Genomic DNA, 23,561 nt, shown 5'->3' on the forward strand with positions numbered 1-23,561 from the left:
CCTCTGCCAAGCCGTCTCAACTCAACCGGGCGATTGCCTCGTCAATCAGCAGATTGGCGATCTGCATGCGCATGGTGGCCTTGTCGCGGAAGGGATCTGCCACGCCGTCGGGATGATTGGCACGGGCAAAGCTGCGGCGTTTCTCGGTGAGGACGGCCAGGGTGTCGGCCGGTGACAGGGCCAGATCTTCGGCCACCTGCATCGGCGCAGTGCGGGCCAGATGGTCCGGCATGACGGGCTCCGGCGCCGGATCGTTTTTGGGCACCTGCTCTTTGAGCTCTGCCAACTCGTCAGGCATCAGGTCGAGATAGAGATCGCGGGTGCGGTCGATATCGGCGTGGGAGGCGCCTGCGCTTTCCCAGACAAAGCCGCTGCCAAGGCCTGATATCCGGTGGCTCCCGGCGCTGGTTCCATCGGCCTCATCGGCCGCCTCGTCTTGAAGGCGTTGCAGAACCGACTGAAACAGCGATTGTCCAAACAGCATCACGGCGCTCCTTTGCCCATCCCGTAGCCGCTCAACGTGGCGCCGGGCTTACCGGTTCCAGGTTGAGCGCATTCCGGGGGGGGGTAAACGTCAGCTCTGGCTCTGGCTTTGTTCGGCCTGGTCCTTGACGGTGACGGCCACCGTCATGTCCTCGATCGCCAGACCAATGCGCATGCCGGAGACCGGTGCGGCGTCGGAGTAGCACAGGCCCGTGGCGATGCGCACGTAGCGGTCGTCGGGGCAATTGTTGTTGGCGGCGTCGAAGCCGACCCAGCCGAGGCCCGGCAGATGCACTTCCGCCCAGGCATGGGTGGCGGTCTGCTCTTTCAGGCCTTCCATCATCAGATAGCCCGAGACATAGCGGGCCGGCAGGTTCATCAGCCGGGCAGCGGCAATGATGATATGGGCATGATCCTGACAGACGCCGCTTTTCGCCTCCAGCGCCTGTTCGGCGGTGGTCTCGGTGTCGGTCATCCCCGGCAGATAGGCAACGGACTCGTGAACCAGTTCCATCAGCGCATGCATGCGCGGCAGGTCTTCGCCGGCGGGCAGGCCTTTCACCAGCTCGCGGGTCAGCTTGCCGGCCTTGGTGCGGGGCGTGTCGCGCAGGAACAACCAGAGCGGGCAGAAGCCGATATGGGCGCCGAACATGCCGGCCCGATCCTCGGTCTCCACTTCGCCCGAGGCGACGATATGCACCTTCTGGCTCTGCCCCTCCGTCGAGACGAGATGCACGTGATTGCCGAACTGGTCGTTATAGCCGGCTTCCACGGTGGCGCCGTCGACGGCGATGTTCCAGGACAGGACATTCTGGCCGGGGCCGGCGATCGGCGTCAGCCGCAGACGCTGCAGGGAATACTGCACCGGCTCGTCATAGCGGTATTCCGTCGTATGGGTGATCTTCAACCGCATGGGTGTCTTTCCGTTCCTGTCGCCGGTCAACTGTAGAAGCGATAGCCTTCGGTGATTTCCTGGCTCAGCTGATTGTTGCGGGCGATGAAATTATCGAGGAATTCATGCAGGCCGTAGTCCATGACCTGCCCGATGCTGGTCGACTGCAGCGTCTGCCGGATGCTGTCGGCCGTGGCGTGAGCGGGCAACTGCTCGCCGTATTCCTTGGCGATATAGCCGAGATTGCTGACGATCTTCTCGTAGGAATAGGCAAGCGACCGCGGCATCTGGCCGTTGAGGATCAGGAAATCGGCAATGTTGGAGGCCCGGTATTCGCCGTCATACATCCAGCGATAGGAGCGGTGCGCCGAGACCGAGCGCAGGATCGATTCCCACTGCATGTTGTCGAGCGAGGAGCCAACCTGGGTGACCGCCGGCAACAGCACGTAATATTTCACGTCGAGGATGCGGCTGGTATTGTCGGCCCGTTCGATGAAGGTGCCGATGCGGGCGAAATTGTAGATCTCGTTGCGCAGCATCGAGCCGTGGAAGGCGCCGCGAATAAGCCCGGCGCGGCGTTTGACGGCATCGATCACCTCGGGCAGGTCGGGCGATTTCAGCTTGCGGGCCAGAACCTGTTTCAGGTCGATCCAGCATTCGTTGGTCGCTTCCCAGGTTTCCCGGGTCAGGGCGGTGCGCACCATGCGGGCATTGTTGCGCGCGGACTCGATGCAGGACATGACGCTGGACGGATTGGACTGATCGCGCAGCAGGAAGTCGATGGCGTCGGCGGCCGTCACCTTGGGGTGGCCGGCGGCAAAGCCCTCGGCCACGTCGGCGCTTTGCAGCACGCCGGCCCAGTCGTCATCGGTGGCGCCGGAGCGCGTCAGGGACATACGAAGGCCGGCATCGACGAGCCGGGCGATGTTTTCGGCACGCTCGATGTAGCGGAACATCCAGTAGAGGCCGTTGGCAGTTCTTCCGAGCATAGGCCTCAATCCTCCAGTACCCAAGTGTCCTTGGTGCCGCCGCCCTGGCTGGAATTGACCACCAGGGAGCCTTGCTTGAGGGCCACGCGGGTCAGGCCGCCGGGGATGATCTGCACCTTGTCCGAGACGAGGACGTAAGGGCGCAGGTCGACATGGCGTGGCGCGATGCCCTTGTTGACGAGGATCGGCACGGTGGACAGCGCCAGGGTCGGCTGGGCGATGTAATTCGTCGGCCGGCTCTTCAGCTTTTCGGCAAAGACGGCCCGTTCCTTCTTGGAGGCGGTCGGGCCGACCAGCATGCCGTAGCCGCCGGAGCCGTGCACTTCCTTGATCACCAGCTCCTCGATGTGCTCCAGCACATATTTTAGGCTGTCGGGTTCCGAACAGCGCCAGGTCGGCACGTTTTCGAGAATGGCCTTGCGGCCGGTGTAGAATTCGACAATCTCCGGCATGTAGGAATAGATCGCCTTGTCGTCGGAAATGCCGGTGCCGGGCGCATTGGCGATGGTGATGTGGCCGGCGCGGTAGACGTCCATGATGCCGGGAATGCCAAGCGTCGAATCGGGCCGGAAGGTCAGCGGATCGAGGAAATCGTCATCGACGCGGCGGTAGAGCACGTCGATCGCCTCGTAGCCGCGGGTGGTGCGCATCTTCACCTTGCCGTCGATGACGCGCAGATCAGAGCCTTCCACCAGTTCCACGCCCATCATGTCGGCGAGGAAGGAATGCTCGTAATAGGCCGAATTGTAGATGCCGGGGGTCAGCACGGCGACCCGCGGCTTGCCCTTGCAGCCCGGAGGGGCAAGCGAAGCCAGCGACTGGCGCAGCAGATAGGGATAGTCCTCGACGCGCTGCACCTTGTTGATCTGGAACAGCTCGGGGAACATCTGCATCATGGTTTCCCGGTTTTCCAGCATGTAGCTGACACCGGAGGGCGTGCGGGCATTGTCTTCCAGCACGTAGAATTCGTCCTCGCCGGTGCGCACGATGTCGGTGCCGACGATATGGGTGTAGACGCCGCCCGGCGGGCGGAAACCGATCATCTCCGGCAGGAAGGCATCATTCTTCTCGATCAGCTCACGCGGAATGCGGCCGGCACGAATGATTTCCTGCTTGTGATAGATATCGTCGAGGAAAGCATTGAGCGCCAATACGCGCTGCTCGATACCCTGGGCGAGCTTACGCCATTCGCGGGCGGCAATGATGCGGGGAATGATATCGAAAGGGATCAGCTTCTCGGCGGAATCGGCATGCCCGTAGACCGCGAAGGTGATGCCTGTCTTTCGAAAGATGTTTTCCGCATCCCTGGACTTGGCGATCAGGTGGCCCCGATCCTGACTGGCATACCAATCGTGGTAGTTCTTGTAGGGCGCTCGCGGACTGTCGTCCGCATTCATCATTTCATCGAAGACCAATGGCACCATCCCCTTTTTTTCTCATATGAATACAATGCAATGGGCAATGCAAGAACCATGCGCAATTCGGGGCAATTATTCTTGCATGCGAAAATAGCCGTATTTTTAGGCATCAATCGCAGCCATCGGCAATTGTTCCGTCGCGGCTCTCGAATAAGTTGCATCATTTTCGAGCTATCGGATAGACCATGTGGAGGCCGCTGCTTCATTCATATGCAATTGCTGAAGATTTAACGGTCTGGCGCGGCTGCGCTGGGCCTGATGCCGTCGTGATAAAACCGCGCCATGGCGGCCATAGGCACAACGAAAAGGGCCGGCGGAAACTCCGCCGGCCCTTGAATGGTTCAGGTCACGAAACCCCGAATCGTCGGGTTCGCGCGATCAGCCTTCGCTGCGGCGCGGGCCGCGCTGGCCGCCGGCAGGTCTGCCGGACGATGCGCCGCGACCCTGCTCGGAACGACGGGCGCCCTGAGGGCGGCCGCTGGCAGGCTTGCGACCGTCCTTGCGGGCCGGACGATTGTCGAAACCGCCTTCGCCGTCTTCGCGCGGACGCTGGGGCGAGCGGGCCTGACCCTGGCGCGGCTGGCCCTGGCCGCCGCGGTTTGCACCGCCGCCCGGACCGCCACGACGGGCGGGACGCGCCGGGCGACCGCCACGATCGGCCGGAGGCTCGCCGCTGGCAACCGCGATCACGATGCCCATCAGGCGTTCGATGTCGCGCAACAGGCCGGCTTCATCCGGGCCGCAATAGGCAATCGCGATGCCGTCGCGACCGGCACGGGCCGTACGGCCGATGCGGTGGATATAGGCGTCGGGTACTTCCGGCAGGTCGTAATTGTAGACATGGGTGACGCCGGGCACGTCGATGCCGCGGGCGGCAACGTCGGTGGCGACCAGAACCTTGACGGAACCGTCACGGAAGGCCTTGAGGGCGCGTTCGCGCTGGCCCTGGCTCTTGTTGCCGTGAATGGAGGCGACGGAGAAGCCGATATGTTCGAGATGCTTCATCAGCTTCTCGGCACCATGCTTGGTGCGCAGGAAGACCAGCGCCTGACCATCCGGATTGGCGGTGATCGAGGCTTTCAGCATTTCGGTCTTGTGGTTCTGACCGGTGACGTAATGAACATACTGCTCGATCTTGTCGGCAGCCTTGCCCGGAGGCGAGACTTCGACCTTGACCGGATTGTTCAGGAAGCTTGCGGCCAGATCGGCGATCGCCTTCGGCATGGTGGCCGAGAACAGCAGGGTCTGGCGCTTGGCCGGAACCATCTTGGAGATCTTGCGCAGGTCGTGGATGAAGCCGAGGTCGAGCATCTGGTCGGCTTCGTCGAGCACGAGATGGGTGACGTGCTTCAGGGTCAGCGCGTTGCGGGCGATGAGGTCGAGAAGACGGCCGGGGGTTGCCACCAGAATGTCGGTGCCGCGCTCCAGCTGCATTTGCTGCTTGCCGATCGAGGCGCCGCCGACGACCTGGTTGATCTTCAGCGGGGTCTTGCGAACGAAGCTGCGCAGGCTTTCGCCGATCTGGTTTACCAGTTCGCGGGTCGGAGCAAGGATCAGCACGCGGGTGCTGCGGCCTTCGGCGCGGGCGCCGTTGTTCATCAGCATTTCAATGATCGGCAGGCCGAAAGCAGCTGTCTTGCCGGTGCCGGTCTGGGCCAGGCCGATCAGGTCGCGGCCTTCCAGGACCAGCGGGATGGCTTTTTCCTGGATCGGGGTTGGCTTTTCGTAACCGAGCTGAGTCAGCGATGCCACGATGTTCTTGGCCAGGCCAAGTTCGTCGAAATTGGTCAATTCAAATACCTTTCGGGGCGCCAAGAGCAATCCGGCACGATCGCGGTCTTGCGATCCTACCTGCTGATGGCGTCAAGAACCCCGCGTGAATTGGGAACTTGTGAGTTGGAAAAAAGCTTCCAGCGCATTCGGCTGCATTGTGCAGTCCGTATCTTTGGCGCTCCTGTCCTACTTCGCGAAGATCTGTTTCGCGTGGCACGCTCACGCGGCGGCCGGAAGGATGAAAGCTGATGGGGATGTCGTGCTTTTGCTGTCAAAAGTCAAGCGATTGTTTTGCAATGCAGCGAAGCGTCCTTGGAACCTCTGCCGATAGGATGCGAGAAGCCGCCCTGACGGAGACGGTATGACAAGCCGGATATCGCCAATCCGGGATGGAAGGACTGAACCTAGCGTCCACTCTCCGGCAGGGAAGCGGCGAGATGAAAGCTCGCGCTCGCAAGGCTGATGCCGTTGACCACGATGTCCAGCCGATGCTCGCCGGGATAATAGGTGCGGGTGGTGATCGGCCGGAAGACGTGGCGAAGGTCAAGCCGCAGGCTTTCGCCCATGCCAAGCGTCAGGCTGCGGCCCTTGAACACTTTCGGGCTCATCGTGCCGTCCTTCTTGCGGTGATGGATGGCATAGTCGAGCATCAGCACCTGCGGTGCTTCGGTTCCGTTGATCAGCGTGATCCCGAAGCCAAGCTGGCCGGGAAAAGGAATGTCCGTATCGCCGAGCGTCAGCGTGGCCATCACGCCGTCCAGCGCCTTGAAGCCGAAATTGGCCATGGCGGCGGCATGGCCCTTCTTCAGGAGCGTGCGCGAGGCGTGTTTCAGCAGACGCAGCCGTTCGGGCGAGGCGTCGGGCCGATGCAGGGCCACGAAATCGGCGACGAGTTCGGGGTGATCCTTGGCGATGTCGTTGAGGCTGTTGGCCACCGAGCGGCGTACGTAGTCTTCAGGGTCGTCGAGCAGGGCGGTGAGAATCGGCAGCAGCGGTTTCGGGTCGCGCACCAGTTTTGGCAGGCGCATGGCCCAGGGCAGGCGCGGGCGGCTGCCTTCGCTGGCGAGACGCCGGACGTGGTGGTCGGGATCGCCAACCCAGCCGGCAATGATCGACAGGGTTCCGTCCTGATCCCGGTCGATAAACGGACGAATGCCGAATTCCGCGGTGAAATGCGGCGTCAGGGCCTTGAGCAGATCAAGCGACGTCTCCAAATGATCGAGGCCATGGGCGGCAATATACTGGTTGAAGGACAACAGCGCCCAGCCGCCGAGACCGGGCCGATTGCCATCCGGCAGGCATGCGGCAAGGATCGGCGCTGCCTGCGCAAAATCCTGCGGCAGGTGCCGGCGCATGGCCTCGGCGATCAATTGTCCGCGCTGCATCAGCTCGCGCGCATCGATCTGCGGCAGGACATTATCCAGAAAGTCCGCAGCGGCAAAGGCTGGCCAGGCCCGCGACAGGGCCTCTGCCGTGTCGCGGGCGGTGTGGGCACCGATTAGATGTTTCAGGGCTTCGGCCATGGTCTCGTCACATCGTGAAGCGCGTTGAAAAATGCTGCATCAGGGATACAGAGGTGATCGCTGCCATGTAAGGGGCAAAGGTCGGATCCGCTCTGACCCTCTGTGCCGCGGCATCGGCGGCGGCCTTGTCCTGCCATTCGACCAGGTCGGCGATGAGGTCGTCCTGTTCGACGCTGTCGAGCGCCCGCCAGCTGACAAAGCCCGGATAGTGCCGGACGGCCTGCATGGCGGCATGGCGGGCGGCGGCAGCTTCTGCCCGGTCCTTCAGCGTGCAGATGGCGAGTTCGAGGATGGTGGTGCGGATCATCATGTCAGGCTCCCTTGGTGGTCGATGGCCTTGACCTAGCACAGGACAACTGACAGCCTTATGGCCATAACCTTCACCCCGGAGCGCCTCGATGCGACCAGCCGACCGTCTTTTCCGGATCATCCAGCTGATGCGCGCCGGCGGCCGGGCGATGACGGCGGCCGAGATCGCCGCGAAGATGGAGGTAGCGCCGCGCACCATCTATCGCGACATGGAACACCTGATCGCCTCCGGCGCGCCGATCGAGGGCGAGCGTGGCGTCGGCTACATGTTGCGCGAGGCGTTTGATGCGCCGCCGCTGACCTTCACCTTCGAGCAGCTGGAGGCGCTGGCCTTCGGGCTGCGCGCCGTCGAGATGCTGGGCGACCCGCGGCTTGGCCAGGCGGCGCGGGAGGCGCGCGACAAGATGCTGGGCCTGCTGCCGCCCGAACATGCCGAGCGGCTTTCGAGCGCGCCGATCCATGCCTTTCGCGCGAGCGCCCAGCCGGAGCCGCCGGAGTGCCTTGCCGATATCCGCACAGCGCTGTCGGCCCGGCGCAAGGTGTGGATCGCCTATCATTCGCTGGCCGGCGAGCGCAGCCAGCGCACCGTCTGGCCGCTGGCCTTGAGTGCATTCGGGGCGATCTGGGTGGTCACGACCTGGTGCGAGACCCGCAACGATTTCCGCGATTTCCGGCTCGACCGCGTCGAGGCATGGAAGGTGCTGGCCGACCGCTTCGAGCCCGGTCCGCACCAGACCTATGCCGTCTATCTGGCTGGGCTCAAGCTCGGCTGATCAGAAATCCGTCTCAACGCCGCCCTCGGCTTTGCGGCGCGCCACGAAGGCGTCGAGTTCTTCCTCGATGGCCGGGTCGAGCGGCGGTCGTTCGTAGCGGGCGAGCGCGTCCTTGTAGACCCGGTTGGCGTGGTCGTAGGTGGTCGGCCGGCCGGCTTCCGACCAGGTTTCAAAATTGCGCCAGTCGGACAGGATCGGCGAATAGAAGGCGGTCTCGTAGCGCGCCAGCGTGTGGGCGGTGCCGAAATAGTGTCCGCCGGGGCCGACATCGCGCACCGCGTCGAGCGCCAGCGCATCCTGGCTGACATCGAGCGGCGTCAGGAATTCGGCGACCATCTGCAGCATGTCGACATCGAGGATGAATTTCTCGAACGACGCCGTCAGGCCGCCTTCGGTCCAGCCGGCCGCATGCATGATGAAATTGCCGCCGCCCTGGGTCAAAGCCCAGAGCGAAAGGGCGGATTCGTAGGCCGACTGGGCGTCGACGGTGTTGGAGGCATTGGTGTTGGAGGTGCGGTAGGGAATGCCGTAGCGCCGCGCCAGCTGTCCGCCTGCGATCACCGCCTTCATGTATTCCGGGGTGCCGAAGGCCGGCGCCCCGGTCTTCATGTCGACATTCGAGGTGAAGCCACCATACATGGCCGGCGCCCCCTTGCGCACCATCTGGGTGAAGGCGATGCCGGCTAGCGCCTCGGCATTCTGTTGCACCAGGGCGCCAGCAATGGTCACCGGGGCCATGGCGCCGGCCAGCGTGAAGGGCGTCAGCACCACGACCTGATTGCGCGACGACATTTCGATAATGCCCTGCAGCATCGGCCCGTCGAGCCGCAGCGGCGAGGACGAGTTGATGATGGTGAACAGCGAGGGCTCGCGCTCCATCTGCTCCATCGAAATGCCGCGGCCGATGCGGGCGATCTCGATGCCGTCGAGATTGCGCTGCCGGCCGAGCGAATAGGCGTGGAACGGCTTGTCGGTCAGCTTCACCAGATCAGACAGGCAATCGAGATGGCGGATCGAGGCATGGATATCGACCGGCTCGACCGGATAGCCGCCTGTGGTGTGGATGATGTCGTAGAATTGCGCCAGCTTCACCAGTTTGCGGTAGTCTTCCTGGTTGCCGGCGCGGCGGCCGCCTTCGCGGTCGCTGACAAAGGGCGCGCTGGCGATCTGGGCAAAGACCAGGTTGTTGCCGCCGATCGCCACATGGCGTTCCGGGTTGCGGGCATGCAGCGTGAAGCTTTTGGGAACCGAGGCGATCATCTCCATGATCAGGCCGCGGTCGAAGCGGACGCGCTCCGTGCCTTCCATCACGTCGGCGCCGGCCGCCTTCATGCGGGCGCGGGCTTCCGGCAGGATGATGTCCATGCCGATTTCTTCCAGAATGGTCAGCGAGGCCTCGTGGATATCGTCAAGGGCGCCGGCATCCAGCAGCTCGGTGCGGGCCAGGCTGTTGACGATTCTGCGATAGCGCGAGCCGCTCGATTGGCGAACCCGGTCGCCACCGCGTCCGCCGGTGCGCCGGCGGCGATCGGAGGGCGCCAGCGTCTCAGTCTCAGGCAAGGCAGGCGTGGTAATGTCGCTCATGGTATACCCAGTGCTTTATCTTCGACATGGATTTCTGGCAGTTTTTTGCGCTCCACGTCATAGCCATTTGCGACGGCTTCCCGGCTTTCCTGGAACATTGTCCAGTTTGCGGGGGGCTGGTTCTACGGCGGGGTCGGCAAAGGCGATGAGCCCGGTCGGCCTGGCGACTGCCGGCGGTAGCCGATAACAAACGTGATGAATGATCTGTTAACACCTAGGCGTCTAGAATTGTGTTTCGATGGCCGAACGGGGGAAATTTGTTGAGTGCGGATGACGGGTTGCTGAGCATTGCATGCGGCAAGATCGAAGATCTTGACCTGCCTGCCTATGTCAAGGACAGCGAGCTTCGTTATGTCGCGGTCAACGCTGCCTATTCCGCCTTATTCGAGCTGCCGTCCGAACAATTTTCCGGCAAGACGACCGACGAGCTGTTCGGCCGGGCCGAAGATGCTGCCTGTAGCGAGATGGAGCGGCGCGCCCTGGTGTTCGGCCAGGAGGAGCAGGCGCTGTGCTTCGATCCCTTCGGGCCTGAGCGTTATTGCGTGCAGCTGGAACGCTTCGTCACGGAAGACGAGAACATCTTCCTGTTTGCCGTGTTCCGCGACAGGCCGAAAAAACGCGGGACTGCCGCCGGGCAACGCGGTGCGCGGAACAAGACGGCCGGCCGAGCGGACAGCTCGCTCCGCCCAGCCCCGGCTGCGACCGCCGGGTCTTCCGATCTTTTCAGGGCCGTTCTGGAGGATCTCCCCGTCGGGACCTTCGTGCGCGACGAACAGCATCGGCTGGTCTTTGCCAACAGCGCCTATGTCGAGATCGTCGGGCTCAAGCCGGACGCGCTGATCGGCAAGACCGAGCCGGAAAGCTTCCCCGAGCTTGGCCAGAGATATCAGGACGACAACCGCCGGATCCTCGACAGCGGCGAGACGGTCGAGCTTGAGGACGAATTCATCCGCGATGGCGTCGAGCACACCTTCATCACGCGCGGCAGCCGCATAACGCTCGGCGGCGGCGAGCGGTTCGTGGTCGGTTCGCTCACCGAGATATCGCGCCTCAAGCTGCGCGAACAGCAATTGCTGTTCGCACGCGCGCAAGCGGAAAGCCTGCATCAGGATCTGGAGAGCCTGTTGCGGTCGCTGCCGGTCGGCGTGCTCATTCTCAATGAGCAGATGATCATCGAATATGCCAATGACGCCTTTCGCGCGTTGCTGGCCGATGCCGATACGCTGCCGCTGGTCGGCGTCTCCTATAAAGATCTGTTGATCGCCAATCACAAGCGAGGCTACTATCGCGACCGTGATCTCACGCCCGAAGACCTGTTCAAGGAGCGCGTTGCACAGTTCAACGGCTCCGACAGCAACGTCATATCGCAGACCCTGACGAACACTGGCCGTGTGCTGGCCATCAGCGCCAAACGGCTGGCCTCGGGCAAGATCCTCGTCACTTATTCCGACATTACTGCCTTGCACCGGCGCGAACAGGAGACCGTGCTCTACCGGGCCGCCATCGAGCAATTGCCGGTGCCGGTTTTCCTGCGGGACGAGGAACGCCGGCTGATCTTCGCCAATGCCGCCTATGCGCAGTTGCTCGGCGGTGACCGGGAAGCCTTTTACGGCATGTGTGAGGACCAGATGTTCCCGCGCAATGGCCAGAAGTTGCGCGAGGAGAACCTGCATGTGCTGGGCACCGGCGAACCGCTGGAAAAACCCCAGGACATCGTCATGCCGGACGGGCAGGGCATTTCGGTGATCACGCGCCTCAACCGGATCGTCACCCCTGACAGCAAGCGTTATCTGGTCGGGTCGATGGCCGATGTTTCGCTGCTGAAGATCCGTGAGCGCGAACTGATTGCTGCTCAGGAAAAGGCCGAAAAGCTCTACAGCGACCTGATGGCGACGCTCAGGACCATGCCGGTCGGCGTGTTGATCCTCGATGAGAATTTCACCATCGAATATGCCAATCCCAAGGCGATGGAGATCTGGGAATGGCCTGAGGGCGAGTCCCTCGAGGGGCGTCTGCTCACCGATCTTGCCGATGCCATTCGCATCAAAGGCTGGACGCTGGACCAAGGCAGCGGTTTCGATGTGGCGATCCGGGAGCGGCTTGAGGAACTGCGTGTGCTGGAGGGAACCACGACGCGCGAGCTGATCGGCCCCGACGGAAAACAAGTGCTGATCACCAGCACAAGGCTGCTCGACCACAAGGTTCTGATTACCTATTCCGATTTCACGGAAATGCGCCGACGCGAGCGGGAGATCAGCGAAGCGCGACTGCAGTTGGAGCGGATCGGGCAGCTCATGCAGGACGCAACCGGCGCCATGGCGCAGGGGCTGGTGGTGGTCGAAAACGGCGCCATCATCATGTGCAACGAGTCCATGGCGAGGATCGTTGATATTCCTGCTGATATCCTCGCGCCCGGCAATCACTGGCAGGACTGTTTCGATTATTGCGCCAAGCGTGGCGATTTCGGCCAGGATGCGGATGCCGTCCTTGCCGACTGGGGCGACAAGGTGACGAAGGCCGAGTCCTTCGTTGCGAATTTCCTGGCAAATGGCAGGACCTGGGTGCAGATCGAGGCCTCCGTCAGCGAACGAGGCCACTGGGTCGTGCTGTGCACCGACATTACCGATTTGAAGCGGCGTGAAGAGGAGCTGACCGGCCTGTTGTCGCGGGCCGAAGCGGCCGACAAGGCCAAGTCCGAATTCCTGGCCAATATGAGCCATGAGATCCGCACGCCGATGAACGGCGTGCTCGGCATGGCGGAACTGCTTGCCAAATCGCCGCTCGACACGCGCCAGCGGACCTTCGTCGATATCATCGTCAAGTCGGGCAATGCGCTGCTGACGATCATCAACGACGTTCTCGATTTCTCCAAGATCGATGCGGGTCAGATGACCCTGCGTAAGGCTCCCTTCGACCCGGTCGAAGCGGTCGAGGATGTCGCTACCCTTTTGTCGACGCCGGCCTCCGACAAGGATATCGAACTGATCGTTCGCGGCGAAGCCACCATCCGGCATATGGTCATGGGCGATGCCGGACGCTTCCGCCAGATTGCCACCAATCTGGTCGGCAACGCCATCAAGTTCACCGAAAAGGGCCATGTGCTGATCGACCTGTCCGCAGCGCCGCTCGGATCGGGAAAGGTCATGCTGACCTTACGCATCAAGGATACCGGCATCGGCATTCCGGAGGCCAAGCGGCTGTCGATCTTCGAGAAATTCTCGCAGGTCGATGCGTCGTCCACCCGCCGGCATGAGGGCACGGGCCTTGGTCTGGCGATTACCGCCGGTCTGGTGGATCTGTTCGGCGGTTACGTGGAGGTCGACAGCGAAGTCGGGCAGGGCTCGACCTTCAGTGTCCATTTGCCGCTGGAGATGGCAAGCGAGCGTCATCGCAGCACGCCCTTGCCGATCAATGTCAAGGGATCCCGTATCCTGGTGGTCGACGACAATGCGGTGAACCGACAGATCCTCACCGAACAATTGGCGATGTGGGGCTTTGACGGGCTGGCCGTCGACAACGGCGCGACAGCACTGGCCATTCTCGACGAGGCGGCTCGCTCCAAGGTCAAGGTCGATGCGCTGATCATCGACTATCATATGCCCGATATGAACGGCATCGATGTGGCGCGGCTGGTCCGGGCCGACCAGCGCTTCGATGCGATCTCGATCATCTTCCTGACGTCGATGGACATGGTGGGTGATGACCGGACATTCCAGGCCCTCAACGTACAGGCGCATCTGATGAAGCCGGCGCGCGCCAATCTGCTGCGCAGCGCCATCGTCGATGTTCTGCGGTCGGCGCGGATGCGCGGCAACAAGGCCACCGAGATGCCGCCAGCTGAGCTTGAACGAAGGACGCATCACTTTGAAGATGTTGCCGTAGAGAGACAGTCTTTGCAGGAGAAGACAGCCGACGGCCAGAACCTGCCTCAACAAGTGGCCGCGGTACGGCGCTGCGACGTGCTGGTGGCGGAGGACAATGAGGTCAACCAGATCGTCTTTACCCAGATCCTGCAGGCCGCCGGACTGTCGTTTCGCATCGTCGGCAACGGTCGCGAAGCGGTTGCTACCTGGCGACGGCTCCATCCGGCCTTGATCCTGATGGATGTCTCCATGCCTGTCATGAACGGGCACGAGGCGGCGCGGGCCATCCGCGAGGAAGAGTTGCGGGCCGGCGATGGCCGGCATGTGCCGATCATCGGCGTCACGGCCCACGCGCTGGAAAGCGACCGGGACAGTTGCCTGGCATCCGGCATGGACGACTACCTGTCGAAGCCGATCAGTCCGGAAGCGCTGGAAGAGAAGATGGAGCAGTGGCGCGGCAAGATCAAACCTGAAAGGTTTGAGGCCGGCCGGTCAGGCGCCTGACGGCGCTTTCGTGCCGCACAGCATTTCCCGTTTGCCGGCAAAGCCCGGACGCCGTTCGACCTTGAAGCCGGCAGCCATAAGGTTGCGCCGCACGAAACCGGCCGCGGCATAGGTGGCAAAGCTGCCGCCCACCGCCGTCTTGTCATGCACAGCCTGCAGGATCTCCGCCGACCACATGTCGGCATTGCGCGATGGCGCGAAGCCGTCGAGAAACCAGGCGTCGAAACCGGCATCTGCGGCATGAACGCCGGCCAGCGCATGGCCGCAGACCACCGTCAGGCGTGTCTGGTCGTCCAGCTGCAGGCTGACAATGCCTTGCGGCGTCTTCGGCCACAGGGCCAGCAGTCCCTGGCGTTCGGCATCGATCTCCGGCCAGCGCGATAGCGCCCGGTCGATGTCGTGGCCCTGCATCGGGTGCAGCTCGAAGGACATGAAATGCAGCTGGTCGCCAGGCTGCCTTGCCGATTTCCACTGCCGCCAGGTCTCGGCTGCATTGAGGCCGGTGCCGAAGCCGAGTTCGCCGATGCGGAAATCGCCGGGCTGTTGCCAGCGCGCTGGCAGGCCGTTGCCGGCCAGAAACACATGGCTGCATTCCAGCCGGCCGTCGGTCTGGCAATAAAAATGATCGCCAAAACCCGTCGAATAGGGCATATCGCCATCGTGCCAGACGAGGCTCGGGCTCTGAGGTTCGGTACCTGCATCGGGAATGGAATTGGTCATGATCTATGCCGATAGTCCGGGTCGGCTTTCCGGTCAACCGTCCACGCCGCTTCTGATCGTCGGCGGCGGCATCATGGGCCTTTGGGCGGCCGTGCATGCCGAGCGGCAGGGGATTGACGCCATCCTGCTCGACAGCGGACGCCTCGGCCAAGGCGCCAGCGGCGGGCTGCTCGGCGCGCTGATGCCGCATATGCCCGACAAGTGGTCGGAGAAGAAGCAGTTCCAGTTCGATGCGCTGCTTTCGCTGGAAGACGAGATCCACCGCCTGGAAGACGCTACCGGTCTGCAGGCGGGCTACCGCCGCAGCGGTCGGCTCATTCCCTTGCCGAAGGCCCATCTGCGTCCGATCGCCGAGCGTCACAATGTTGATGCGCGGAGCCATTGGGTCGCCGGAGAGCGCCGTTTCCACTGGCATGTGCTGGACGCTGCCCTGTCTCCGGACTGGCCGGCTCCGGCCTTTGTCGAGGCCGGGCTGGTGCACGATACGCTTGCTGCGCGGGTGTCGCCGCGGGGGCTTGGTGCGGTGCTTTCGGCCTATCTGAAGACTGCCCGTCATGTGCGGGTGATCGAGGGCGCCGAGGTGGTGCGAATCGATTCCTCGGCGGACGAGGCTTTGCTTGGAGACTGGACCGCGATCGCCTTCGGCCATTGCATCATTGCCGCCGGCCATCGCGCCTTCCCGCTTTTGGAGGCGCTGGGCGATCCGCTGCCCCATCGTCTTGGCCAGCCGGTAAAAGGGCAGGCGGCGCTGTTGAAAGCCGAACTCGATCCGGGCCTGCCGCTGCTCTATCTCGACGGGCTCTACATCGTGCCGCACGACGGCGGCCATGTGGCGATCGGCAGCACCAGCGAGAATCGCTTCGACGATCCGCTAGCCACCGACGGGCAGTTGGAAGAGCTTATCGAAAGGGCACGGCTGCTGGCGCCGTGTCTCGCCCAAGCCACCATCGTCGAGCGCTGGGCCGGCCTGCGGCCGAAAGCCATCGACCGGGATCCGATGGTCGGAGCGCATCCCGATCACGCAAATGTCATTGCACTGACCGGTGGCTTCAAGGTCAGCTTCGGCATGGCGCACCGGCTGGCCGAAGCGGCGATAGCGGCGGTGTGCGGCGGCCCTCTGGGGCTGCCTGCAGGCTTCTCGTTGGAAAATCACCTCGTTGCGGCCTCGCGCAAAACGTGAACTTATTCGACGCTGCCCGTCGTCAGGCTGTCATGCAAATCACCTAGTCCCTTGCTCATAACGTCGATTGCTAAAATGGCATCGACTGACGGGCGAGGAAACGTGCATGCGCTATGCCATTTCTTTCACGACGCCGGCCGGCGATCCGCTGTCCTTTGCCGCTGCGAGCTGGCTTGGGCGCAGCGTGTATTCCGGTGAGCCCGTGGACCATCCGGCGATCCGTGGGCTTGGCCTGCACGAGATCGCCTTCCACACCGCATTGCCGCGCCGCTACGGCTTTCATGCGACGTTGAAAGCGCCGTTCCGGATGGATCCGGAGCGGGCGGAGGCGAGCCTGCTGCGCGACATGATGCGCTTTGCCGGCACCCTCGAGCCCTTCGACCTTCCGAAGCTGGAGGTGGCGCGGCTTGGCGACTTCTTCGGCTTGATGCCGACCATGCCGTGCCCCTCGCTCGACTATCTGGCGGCGGCCGTTGTCCAGGAATTTGATGCCTATCGCGCACCCCTCACCGAAGCAGAGATCGAGCGCATGGCGCCGGAACGCCTGACGGCGCCGCAGTTCGCCAATCTCTACCGCTGGGGCCACCCTTACGCGATGGACGAATTCCGCTTCCACATGCCCCTGACCGGTCCACTCTCCGGTCGGGATGTCGAGCGATTCGGCACGGCGCTCAAGGATTATTTCGGGCCGTTGCTCAGCGAGCGCGTCACCGTCAACAATCTGGCGCTGTTCTTCGAGCGGGAACCCGGCGCGCCGTTCCAGGTGCATTCGCTGCATCCCATGGGGCGGGTGTCGGCCCGCAAGATCGCCTGATCGGATCCGCCAGCGGGCGCATCAAAAAACGCAACAGGCTGCTCCAGGTTTTCCATCTCGACAAGGACCGGTGGGATGCTTACCGTTCGCCCGGTAAGATGCCCAAGGTGATTTGATGATGACTGAACACTACCCGCGCAACCTCATCGGTTATGGCCGCACCGCTCCCGATCCGAAATGGCCGGGCGATGCCCGAATCGCCGTGCAATTCGTGATCAATTACGAGGAAGGCGGCGAGAGCTCCATTCTCGACGGCGATCCGGCGTCCGAATCGCTGTTGTCGGAAATCGTCGGGGCGCAGCCCTGGCCGGGCCAGCGCAATCTCAACATGGAATCGATCTACGAATACGGCTCGCGCGCCGGCTTCTGGCGGCTGTGGCGCATGTTCACGGCCCGCAACATGCCGGTTACCGTCTATGGCGTGACGCTTGCCATGGCCCGCAATCCGGATGCGGTGGCCGCCATGAAGGAAGCCGATTGGGAAATCGCCAGCCACGGCTACCGCTGGCTGGAATACAAGGATTTCCCCGAAGAGGTCGAGCGCCAGCATATTCGGGAGGCCGTGCGCCTGCACAAGGAACTGACCGGCTCCCATCCGCTCGGCATGTATCAGGGCAAGCCGTCGGGCAATACGCTGAAGCTTGTGATGGAGGAGGGCGGCTTTCTCTATTCGTCCGACAGCTATGCCGACGATTTGCCCTTCTGGGTCGACGGGCTGGACGGCAAGCCGTTCCTGATCATTCCCTATACGCTCGATGCCAATGACATGCGTTTCGCCACGCCGCAGGGTTTCAACAGCGGCGACCAATTCTTCGCCTATCTGAAGGACACGTTCGACACGCTCTATGCCGAAGGGGCCGAGGGCTCGCCGAAGATGATGAATGTCGGCCTGCATTGCCGGCTGGTCGGCCGTCCGGGCCGCGCCGCCGCCCTGGCGCGCTTCCTCGATTACGTGCAGAGCCACGACAAGGTCTGGGTCGCCAAGCGCATCGACATCGCCCGGCACTGGCGTCAGCATCACCAGCCGGCAGGGGTCTGAGATGATCGACAGAAACGATTTCGTCGCCCGCTTCGGCGGTGTGTTCGAGCACTCGCCGTTCATTGCCGAGCGCGCCTACGATGCCGGCATGATCGACGAGCCTTTGACGGCGCTCGACATCCACGACGCGCTTTGCGCGACGTTTCGCACGGCAAGTGACGCTGAGCGGCTGGGTGTGCTGCGGGCCCATCCGGATCTGGCCGGTAAGCTGGCGATTGCCGGCGAGTTGACCGAGGACAGCCGCCGCGAGCAGGCCGGCGCCGGCCTTGATCGGTTGAGCCCTGAGGAGCACGCCCGCTTCAGTGAACTCAACGCTGCCTATGTCGCAAAATTCGAATTTCCCTTCATCATCGCGGTGAAGGGATTGAACAAGAACGATATTCTGTCAGCCTTCGAGGCCCGCATCGACAATACCAGGGAGGCGGAGCTGGCAACGGCCTCGGCCCAGGTCGAGAAGATCGCCCGCCTGCGCCTCGAAGCCCTTTTTTCGGAGACTTGAAATGATCATCAGCGACCCCGTCGTGCTGCCCGATTTCGCGGCCGGAGCCGTCAATCTCGCCTCGGCGCGTCTCGGTGCCAAGGGCATCGCGTCCAGCGACGAATTCTTCGCACCGCTCGAGCGCATGCTGAACGACGTGCCGGCCAGCTTCGACCCCGATCTCTACGACGACAACGGCAAATACATGGACGGCTGGGAAAGCCGCCGCAAGCGCGTGCCTGGCCATGACTGGGCGATCGTGCGGCTCGCCATGCCGGGCCGGATCTACGGCTTCGACGTCGATACCCGCTATTTCACCGGCAATTACCCGCCGTTCTGTTCTATCGAGGCTGCCTTTGTCGAGAGCGGTGATCCGGTCGAGGCAACCGTGTGGACGGAACTGCTGGCGAAATCGCCGCTCGGTCCTGGTGCCCAGCATTTTTTCGAGACGGCCGGCCGCGACAAGGTCTGGACCCATTTGCGCCTGCATATCTATCCCGATGGCGGCGTGGCGCGGCTGCGGGTCTACGGCGCCGCCTATTTCGACTGGTCGAAAGTCGGGGCCGATGAGGAGGTCGACCTCGGCTATGTCTTCAACGGCGCCAAGGCGCTGGCCTGGTCGGATGCCCATTACGGCGTTCCCGACAAGATGCTCGGCCCCGGCCGCGGCCTCAACATGGGCGACGGATGGGAAACCAAGCGCCGCCGCGGTCCCGGCCACGACTGGGCGATCATCCGTCTTGGCCATCCCGGAATCCTGCGCCGGGTTGTCGTCGACACCCATTTCTTCAAGGGCAATTTCCCCGACACCTGCGAACTGCTCGGCGCTAATCTGCCGGAGGCTGGCGATACGTTCAGCGAGGCAGACATCGCCGCGTCCGAGAGCTGGAAGCCGATCCTGTCGCGCCAGAAGCTGCAGATGGACCGCGAGCATGAATTCAGCGGCGCCGACCTTGCCGATATCGGCCCGATCACCCATGTGCGCTTTGCCATGCATCCGGACGGCGGCGTGATGCGGCTGCGGCTGTTCGGGGTCAAGGCCTGATGCTATTCTCGGACCCGCGGCCATCTTTGTGGTTGCGGGTGAAAGGAGCGAATGCGGCGATGAAACCTTCGGAAGTGCTGGAGAAAAACAGGCAGGCGATCCGTGAGGCGACAAAGCGCTTCAACGCGGCCAACCCGCGCGTCTTCGGCTCCGTGGCGCGCGGCGAGGACCGGCCCGACAGCGATCTCGACATTCTGGTGGATGATCTTCCCGGCACAACTTTGCTTGATCTTGGCGGGTTGCTGGATGCGCTGGAACAGATGATGTTGCCGACGCCGATCCATCTGCTGACGCCTGGGGACTTTCCTGAAGAGGTACGCAAACGTGTGCTGTCCGAGGCTCGTCCCATATGAGCCAGGAACGGCTGATCGGCAACCTCAAGGAGCTCGAGCAGGTCGCGGCTGAAACGCTCGACTTCATCTCCGGCCTGACCCACGAGGCATTCCTGGCAGATGTGATGGTCCAGCGTGCGATCGGCATGAACCTGTTGATGATTGGGGAAGTCGTGGTCCGGCTTTTCGAGACCGATCCGGATTTCCTCGCCGAGCACCCGGAGATTGCCTGGCAGAAGATACGCGGCATGGGCGATCGCATTGCGCATAACTATTTGCGGACGGATCTGGATACGATCTGGAACACCGCGACGATGGCCGTGCCGGAACTCTACGATCGGCTGCTCGAAATGCGAAACATTCGCCCTCAAGGGGAATAGACTTTGTCCGACACACTCCCCATCCACCCGCTGACATCAGAGCATTTCGCTCCGTTCGGCGAGGTGATCGAAGCCGATCCCGCCACCATGAAGCTGATCAATGGCGGTACGACCGAGCGGTTCCATGCGCTGGCGGCGCCACAGGCGTTGGGCGAGGGCGCGCGGGTTATCATCAACATTTTTCGCGGTCAGCCCAGGGCCTTCCCCTATGCCATCACGATGATGGAGCGTCATCCGTTTGGCAGCCAGAGCTTTTCGCCGCTGTCGGGACGCCCCTTCCTGCTGGCCGTCTCGCCGGACGAGGGGGGCAAGCCCGGTCGTCCGCAGGTGTTTCTGGCGCGCGGCGATCAGGGGGTGAATTACCGCTGCAATGTCTGGCACCATCCGTTGATGGCACTTGGGGACGTCAGCGATTTCCTGGTGGTCGACCGCGACGGGCCGGGCAACAATCTGGAAGAGCATTTTTTCGAAACGTCCTACATCATCGCGGAGCCGCAGCCATGACCGGTCTGACCACCCATGTACTCGATACGGCGCTCGGCAAACCTGCCGAAGGCATGAAGATCCAGCTGTTGCGCATGAAAGACGAGGGGGCGGATCTGATCACCACGGTGTTCACCAATGCCGATGGCCGCGTCGATGGCGGGCCGATCCTGACAGGCGAGACGTTCCAGGTCGGGCAATACGAGTTGCTGTTTCATGCCGGCGACTATCTGCGCGGCAGCGGCGCGGCGCTGACCGATCCACCGTTCCTCGACGTCATTCCGATCCGCTTCGGCATCAGCGATCCGACGGCGCACTATCACGTGCCGCTGCTGCTGTCGCCCTATGGCTATTCCACCTATCGCGGGAGCTGAGCCATGCGGTTTGCAGCCATCGCCGACATTCACGGTAATCATCTGGCGCTGGAAGCGGTGCTGGCGGACATAAAGCAGCAGGGCATCGCGACCAGCGAGATCGTCAATCTCGGCGACTGCCTGTCGGGACCGCTCGATGCGGGCCGCACGGCCGACCTGCTGCTGTCGCTGGACTTGACGACCGTGAGCGGCAATCACGACCGCTATCTGCTCGAACATGCCGAAGGGGCCATGCACGAATGGGAGGCCGATGCCTTCGCCCAGCTGACGCCGGCCCATCTCGACTGGCTGAAGACCCTGCCGTTTTCGACGGTGTGGCGCGACGCGGTGTTCCTGTGCCACGCCACCCCGAAAAACGACAATACCTACTGGCTCGAAGGCGTCAGCGCCGAAGGCCATGTGCATCTGCGGCCGCGCGCCGAGATCGAGGCGCTGGCCGGTGGCGTCGAGCAGCGGCTGATCTTGTGCGGCCATTCCCATATTCCGCGGGTCGTCACCCTCTCCGACGGGCGGATGATCGTCAATCCGGGCAGCGTCGGCGGTCCGGGCTATGACGACGATCTGCCCTATTACCACAAGGTGGAAACCGCGACGCCGCTTGCCTCCTATGCCATCCTCGACGAGACCGCGCAGGGCTGGTCGGTGACCTCTAGGCTGGTGCCCTATGACCACATGGCCATGGCCAGGCTGGCCGCCGACCGTGGCCGGCCGAGCTGGGCCAATGCGCTGTCGAGTGGCTGGATCGGGTAGAGCGACCCAGCCGGCCCCGCTTTCAGAACGGGCTTTCGGCGATGATGTCGCGGTCGACATCGGTCAACTGCCGCTTGCCGCAGAGCGCCATGGTGATGTCGAGTTCCTTGCGGATGATCTCCAGCGCCTTGGTAACGCCCGGCTTGCCCATGGCACCGAGGCCATAGAGGAAGGGCCGGCCGATATAGGTGCCTTTGGCGCCGAGCGCCATGGCCTTCAGCACGTCCTGGCCGGAGCGAATGCCGCCATCCATGTGCACCTCGATACGATCACCGACCGCATCGACGATGCGCGGCAGCATGGCGATCGAGGAATGGGCGCTGTCGAGCTGGCGGCCGCCATGGTTGGAGACGATGATGGCGTCGGCGCCGGTATCGGCGGCCATGCGGGCGTCTTCCGGATCGAGAATGCCCTTGATGATCAGCTTGCTGCCCCAACGCTCCTTGATCCATTCGACATCCTTCCAGGACAGTTGCGGATCGAACTGTTCGGCCGTCCAGGCGCCGAGCGAGGCGAGGTCGGAGACGTTCTTGGCATGGCCATGGATGTTGCGGAAGGTGCGGCGCTGGGTCTGCATCATGTCCCAGCACCAGCGCGGCCGCATGGCCATCTGGAACAGATGCTTCGGCGTCAGCCTTGGCGGGGCCGAGAGGCTGTTGCGCAGATCCTTGTGGCGCTGGCCGAGAATCTGCAGGTCGGCGGTCAGCACCAGGGCCGAGCATTTGGCGGCCTTGGCGCGATCGATCAGGTTCATCACGAAATCGCGGTCGCGCATCACGTAGAGCTGGAACCAGAACGGCTTCGTAGTGACCGAGGCGACATCCTCGATCGAGCAGATGCTCATGGTCGACAGCGTGAAGGGCACGCCGAATTCTTCGGCGGCTCTTGCCGCCAGCATTTCACCATCGGCGTGCTGCATGCCGGTCAACCCGGTCGGCGACAGGGCCACCGGCATGGAGACGGGCTGGCCGACCATGGTGGTGGCGAGCGACCGGTTGGTCATGTCGACCATGACGCGCTGGCGCAGCTTGATGCGGCCGAAATCGGATTCGTTGGCGCGATAGGTGCTTTCCGAATAGGCGCCGCTGTCGGCATAGTCGAAGAACAGTTTTGGCACCCGGCGTTTTGCCATGCGCTTGAGATCGGAGATTTCGAGAGGATTTGCCATCGGACCTGCCCTGCAACTGCGTGTCCTGCAGACCTAGCACGAGCCCGGAAGGCTTGTGAATGGGATGATGGACGGGGAGGTAAAGTTTTTTTACCTGTTGTCCCCAGGCGCAGCGGCGGCCACTGACCGCGGCTATCGGCTCAGTCTGCGGCCCTCGCGGCGCAGCAGGATCATCTGCGCGGTTAGGCCAACCACCAGCATCACCGCCAGGGCTGCCTGGGCGCCCAGCAGGATCGGCGAAGACAGGTCCGTGACGATGGGGTGGCCGTCGGGCACGCGGCGAAGGGTTTCGCTGACGGCCGGCACCATCAGCAGAAAGGCCGTCAGGCTGAGGAATATCGTTTCCAGGTAACGCGCTGCCTTGCCCAATACAGAGACATGGCCGACCGCATAGCCCGCCAACAGCAGCACAAGCGTAACCGCGCCGATGATCGGGCTTGCTGCCTGGTGGGCCACCAGGAACACCGTGAGGGCGCCGATCAGCATCGAGACGAAATAGATCGCGCCCGCCGTGGTGCGGGGAGCGATGCGTCCGTAGCGCGCGAACATATAGATGGCCAGGGGAATGGCCGGCAGGCTGCCGAGCGTGTGTATCCAGCCGAGGGGAGAGATTCCGAACATGTCGAGTTCCTTTTCTGTTGGTGCCGCATAATCAGTCCTGGGACGGACGCAGTGGCGTTTAGTGAT

At 63.0% G+C, this 23,561-nt stretch carries 23 protein-coding genes; 12 read left to right on the top strand and 11 right to left on the bottom strand.

All coding sequences use genetic code 11. The features are described 5' to 3' along the window. Positions 1-16: 16 nt before the first annotated feature. The 7 genes from HFC70_RS05275 to HFC70_RS05305 all read right to left on the bottom strand — a co-directional run bounded on the left by HFC70_RS05275 (position 17) and on the right by HFC70_RS05305 (position 7,388). A complete protein-coding gene (locus HFC70_RS05275; RefSeq protein ID WP_168472151.1) occupies positions 17-484 on the bottom strand; it encodes a hypothetical protein in 468 nt (155 codons plus the stop codon). 90 nt (positions 485-574) lie between these two features. Then, the gene (locus HFC70_RS05280) at positions 575-1,396 is read right to left on the bottom strand and encodes a transglutaminase family protein (RefSeq protein WP_168472152.1); all 822 of its coding nucleotides are present in this window, start codon (positions 1,394-1,396) and stop codon (positions 575-577) included. Positions 1,397-1,422: 26 nt separating this feature from the next. Beyond that, the gene (locus HFC70_RS05285) at positions 1,423-2,364 is read right to left on the bottom strand and encodes an alpha-E domain-containing protein (protein WP_168472153.1); all 942 of its coding nucleotides are present in this window, start codon (positions 2,362-2,364) and stop codon (positions 1,423-1,425) included. Between the two features lie 5 nt (positions 2,365-2,369). After that, complete coding sequence (locus HFC70_RS05290) at positions 2,370-3,779, bottom strand: circularly permuted type 2 ATP-grasp protein (protein ID WP_168472154.1); 1,410 nt, start codon at positions 3,777-3,779, stop codon at positions 2,370-2,372. Positions 3,780-4,160: 381 nt separating this feature from the next. Further along, entirely contained in the window at positions 4,161-5,573 is a 1,413-nt protein-coding gene (locus HFC70_RS05295; RefSeq protein WP_168472155.1) for a DEAD/DEAH box helicase, read from the bottom strand. A 386-nt stretch (positions 5,574-5,959) separates the two neighbouring features. Beyond that, positions 5,960-7,078 carry a DNA alkylation repair protein gene (locus HFC70_RS05300; RefSeq protein WP_168472156.1) on the bottom strand — a complete coding sequence of 373 codons (1,119 nt, stop codon included), beginning with the start codon at positions 7,076-7,078 and terminating at the stop codon, positions 5,960-5,962. A 7-nt stretch (positions 7,079-7,085) separates the two neighbouring features. Then, positions 7,086-7,388, bottom strand: coding sequence for a hypothetical protein (locus HFC70_RS05305; RefSeq protein ID WP_168472157.1), 303 nt, complete (start codon positions 7,386-7,388; stop codon positions 7,086-7,088). Between the two features lie 88 nt (positions 7,389-7,476). Here HFC70_RS05305 and HFC70_RS05310 point away from each other — a divergent pair, with 88 nt between their 5' ends. Next, the gene (locus HFC70_RS05310; RefSeq protein WP_168472158.1) at positions 7,477-8,160 is read left to right on the top strand and encodes a YafY family protein; all 684 of its coding nucleotides are present in this window, start codon (positions 7,477-7,479) and stop codon (positions 8,158-8,160) included. On the opposite strand, the gene HFC70_RS05315 is transcribed toward HFC70_RS05310, so the two are convergent. Then, complete coding sequence (locus HFC70_RS05315; RefSeq protein WP_168472159.1) at positions 8,161-9,744, bottom strand: trimethylamine methyltransferase family protein; 1,584 nt, start codon at positions 9,742-9,744, stop codon at positions 8,161-8,163. It abuts the gene before it with no gap. 278 nt (positions 9,745-10,022) lie between these two features. On the opposite strand from HFC70_RS05315, the gene HFC70_RS05320 reads away from it, so the two are divergent. Then, positions 10,023-14,111 (top strand): PAS-domain containing protein, encoded by a 4,089-nt coding sequence (locus HFC70_RS05320; RefSeq protein WP_168472160.1) that lies wholly within the window; start codon positions 10,023-10,025, stop codon positions 14,109-14,111. Here the strand turns inward: HFC70_RS05320 and mnmD are convergent. Continuing rightward, positions 14,100-14,831: a tRNA (5-methylaminomethyl-2-thiouridine)(34)-methyltransferase MnmD gene (mnmD, locus tag HFC70_RS05325; protein WP_168472161.1), complete on the bottom strand. Its 732-nt coding sequence runs from the start codon at positions 14,829-14,831 to the stop codon at positions 14,100-14,102. The genes HFC70_RS05320 and mnmD overlap by 12 nt on opposite strands. On the opposite strand from mnmD, the gene HFC70_RS05330 reads away from it, so the two are divergent. From HFC70_RS05330 to HFC70_RS05375, 10 genes are all read left to right on the top strand, one after another. Continuing rightward, on the top strand, positions 14,830-16,011 hold the full coding sequence (locus HFC70_RS05330) for an FAD-binding oxidoreductase (RefSeq protein WP_168472162.1): 1,182 nt from the start codon (positions 14,830-14,832) through the stop codon (positions 16,009-16,011). The two genes, mnmD and HFC70_RS05330, sit on opposite strands and share 2 nt — an antisense overlap. Before the next feature lie 106 nt (positions 16,012-16,117). Beyond that, positions 16,118-16,825: a DUF1045 domain-containing protein gene (locus HFC70_RS05335; protein WP_168472163.1), complete on the top strand. Its 708-nt coding sequence runs from the start codon at positions 16,118-16,120 to the stop codon at positions 16,823-16,825. Positions 16,826-16,940: 115 nt separating this feature from the next. Beyond that, positions 16,941-17,864 carry an allantoinase PuuE gene (gene puuE / locus HFC70_RS05340; RefSeq protein WP_168472164.1) on the top strand — a complete coding sequence of 308 codons (924 nt, stop codon included), beginning with the start codon at positions 16,941-16,943 and terminating at the stop codon, positions 17,862-17,864. Between the two features lies 1 nt (position 17,865). Continuing rightward, the gene (uraD, locus tag HFC70_RS05345; RefSeq protein ID WP_168472165.1) at positions 17,866-18,363 is read left to right on the top strand and encodes a 2-oxo-4-hydroxy-4-carboxy-5-ureidoimidazoline decarboxylase; all 498 of its coding nucleotides are present in this window, start codon (positions 17,866-17,868) and stop codon (positions 18,361-18,363) included. 1 nt (position 18,364) lies between these two features. Then, positions 18,365-19,387: an allantoicase gene (gene alc / locus HFC70_RS05350; protein WP_168472166.1), complete on the top strand. Its 1,023-nt coding sequence runs from the start codon at positions 18,365-18,367 to the stop codon at positions 19,385-19,387. Positions 19,388-19,446: 59 nt separating this feature from the next. Continuing rightward, the gene (locus HFC70_RS05355; RefSeq protein WP_168472167.1) at positions 19,447-19,740 is read left to right on the top strand and encodes a nucleotidyltransferase family protein; all 294 of its coding nucleotides are present in this window, start codon (positions 19,447-19,449) and stop codon (positions 19,738-19,740) included. After that, the gene (locus HFC70_RS05360; RefSeq protein ID WP_168472168.1) at positions 19,737-20,099 is read left to right on the top strand and encodes a DUF86 domain-containing protein; all 363 of its coding nucleotides are present in this window, start codon (positions 19,737-19,739) and stop codon (positions 20,097-20,099) included. Before HFC70_RS05355 ends, HFC70_RS05360 begins: the two co-directional genes overlap by 4 nt. 3 nt (positions 20,100-20,102) lie before the next feature. Next, positions 20,103-20,603: an ureidoglycolate lyase gene (locus tag HFC70_RS05365; protein ID WP_168472169.1), complete on the top strand. Its 501-nt coding sequence runs from the start codon at positions 20,103-20,105 to the stop codon at positions 20,601-20,603. Further along, entirely contained in the window at positions 20,600-20,956 is a 357-nt protein-coding gene (gene uraH, locus HFC70_RS05370) for a hydroxyisourate hydrolase (protein ID WP_168472170.1), read from the top strand. Before HFC70_RS05365 ends, uraH begins: the two co-directional genes overlap by 4 nt. Positions 20,957-20,959: 3 nt before the next feature. Continuing rightward, entirely contained in the window at positions 20,960-21,706 is a 747-nt protein-coding gene (locus tag HFC70_RS05375) for a metallophosphoesterase (protein ID WP_168472171.1), read from the top strand. A gap of 22 nt (positions 21,707-21,728) precedes the next feature. Here the strand turns inward: HFC70_RS05375 and HFC70_RS05380 are convergent, their stop codons facing one another. Together HFC70_RS05380 and HFC70_RS05385 are read right to left on the bottom strand one after the other, a co-directional pair. Further along, positions 21,729-22,874, bottom strand: a complete 1,146-nt coding sequence (locus HFC70_RS05380; RefSeq protein ID WP_168472172.1) for an alpha-hydroxy acid oxidase — start codon at positions 22,872-22,874, stop codon at positions 21,729-21,731. A gap of 132 nt (positions 22,875-23,006) precedes the next feature. Next, a complete protein-coding gene (locus tag HFC70_RS05385; RefSeq protein WP_168472173.1) occupies positions 23,007-23,495 on the bottom strand; it encodes a hypothetical protein in 489 nt (162 codons plus the stop codon). Positions 23,496-23,561 lie beyond the last annotated feature (66 nt).

Source organism: Agrobacterium sp. a22-2 (genome assembly GCF_012276985.1).
Classification (GTDB): domain Bacteria; phylum Pseudomonadota; class Alphaproteobacteria; order Rhizobiales; family Rhizobiaceae; genus Allorhizobium.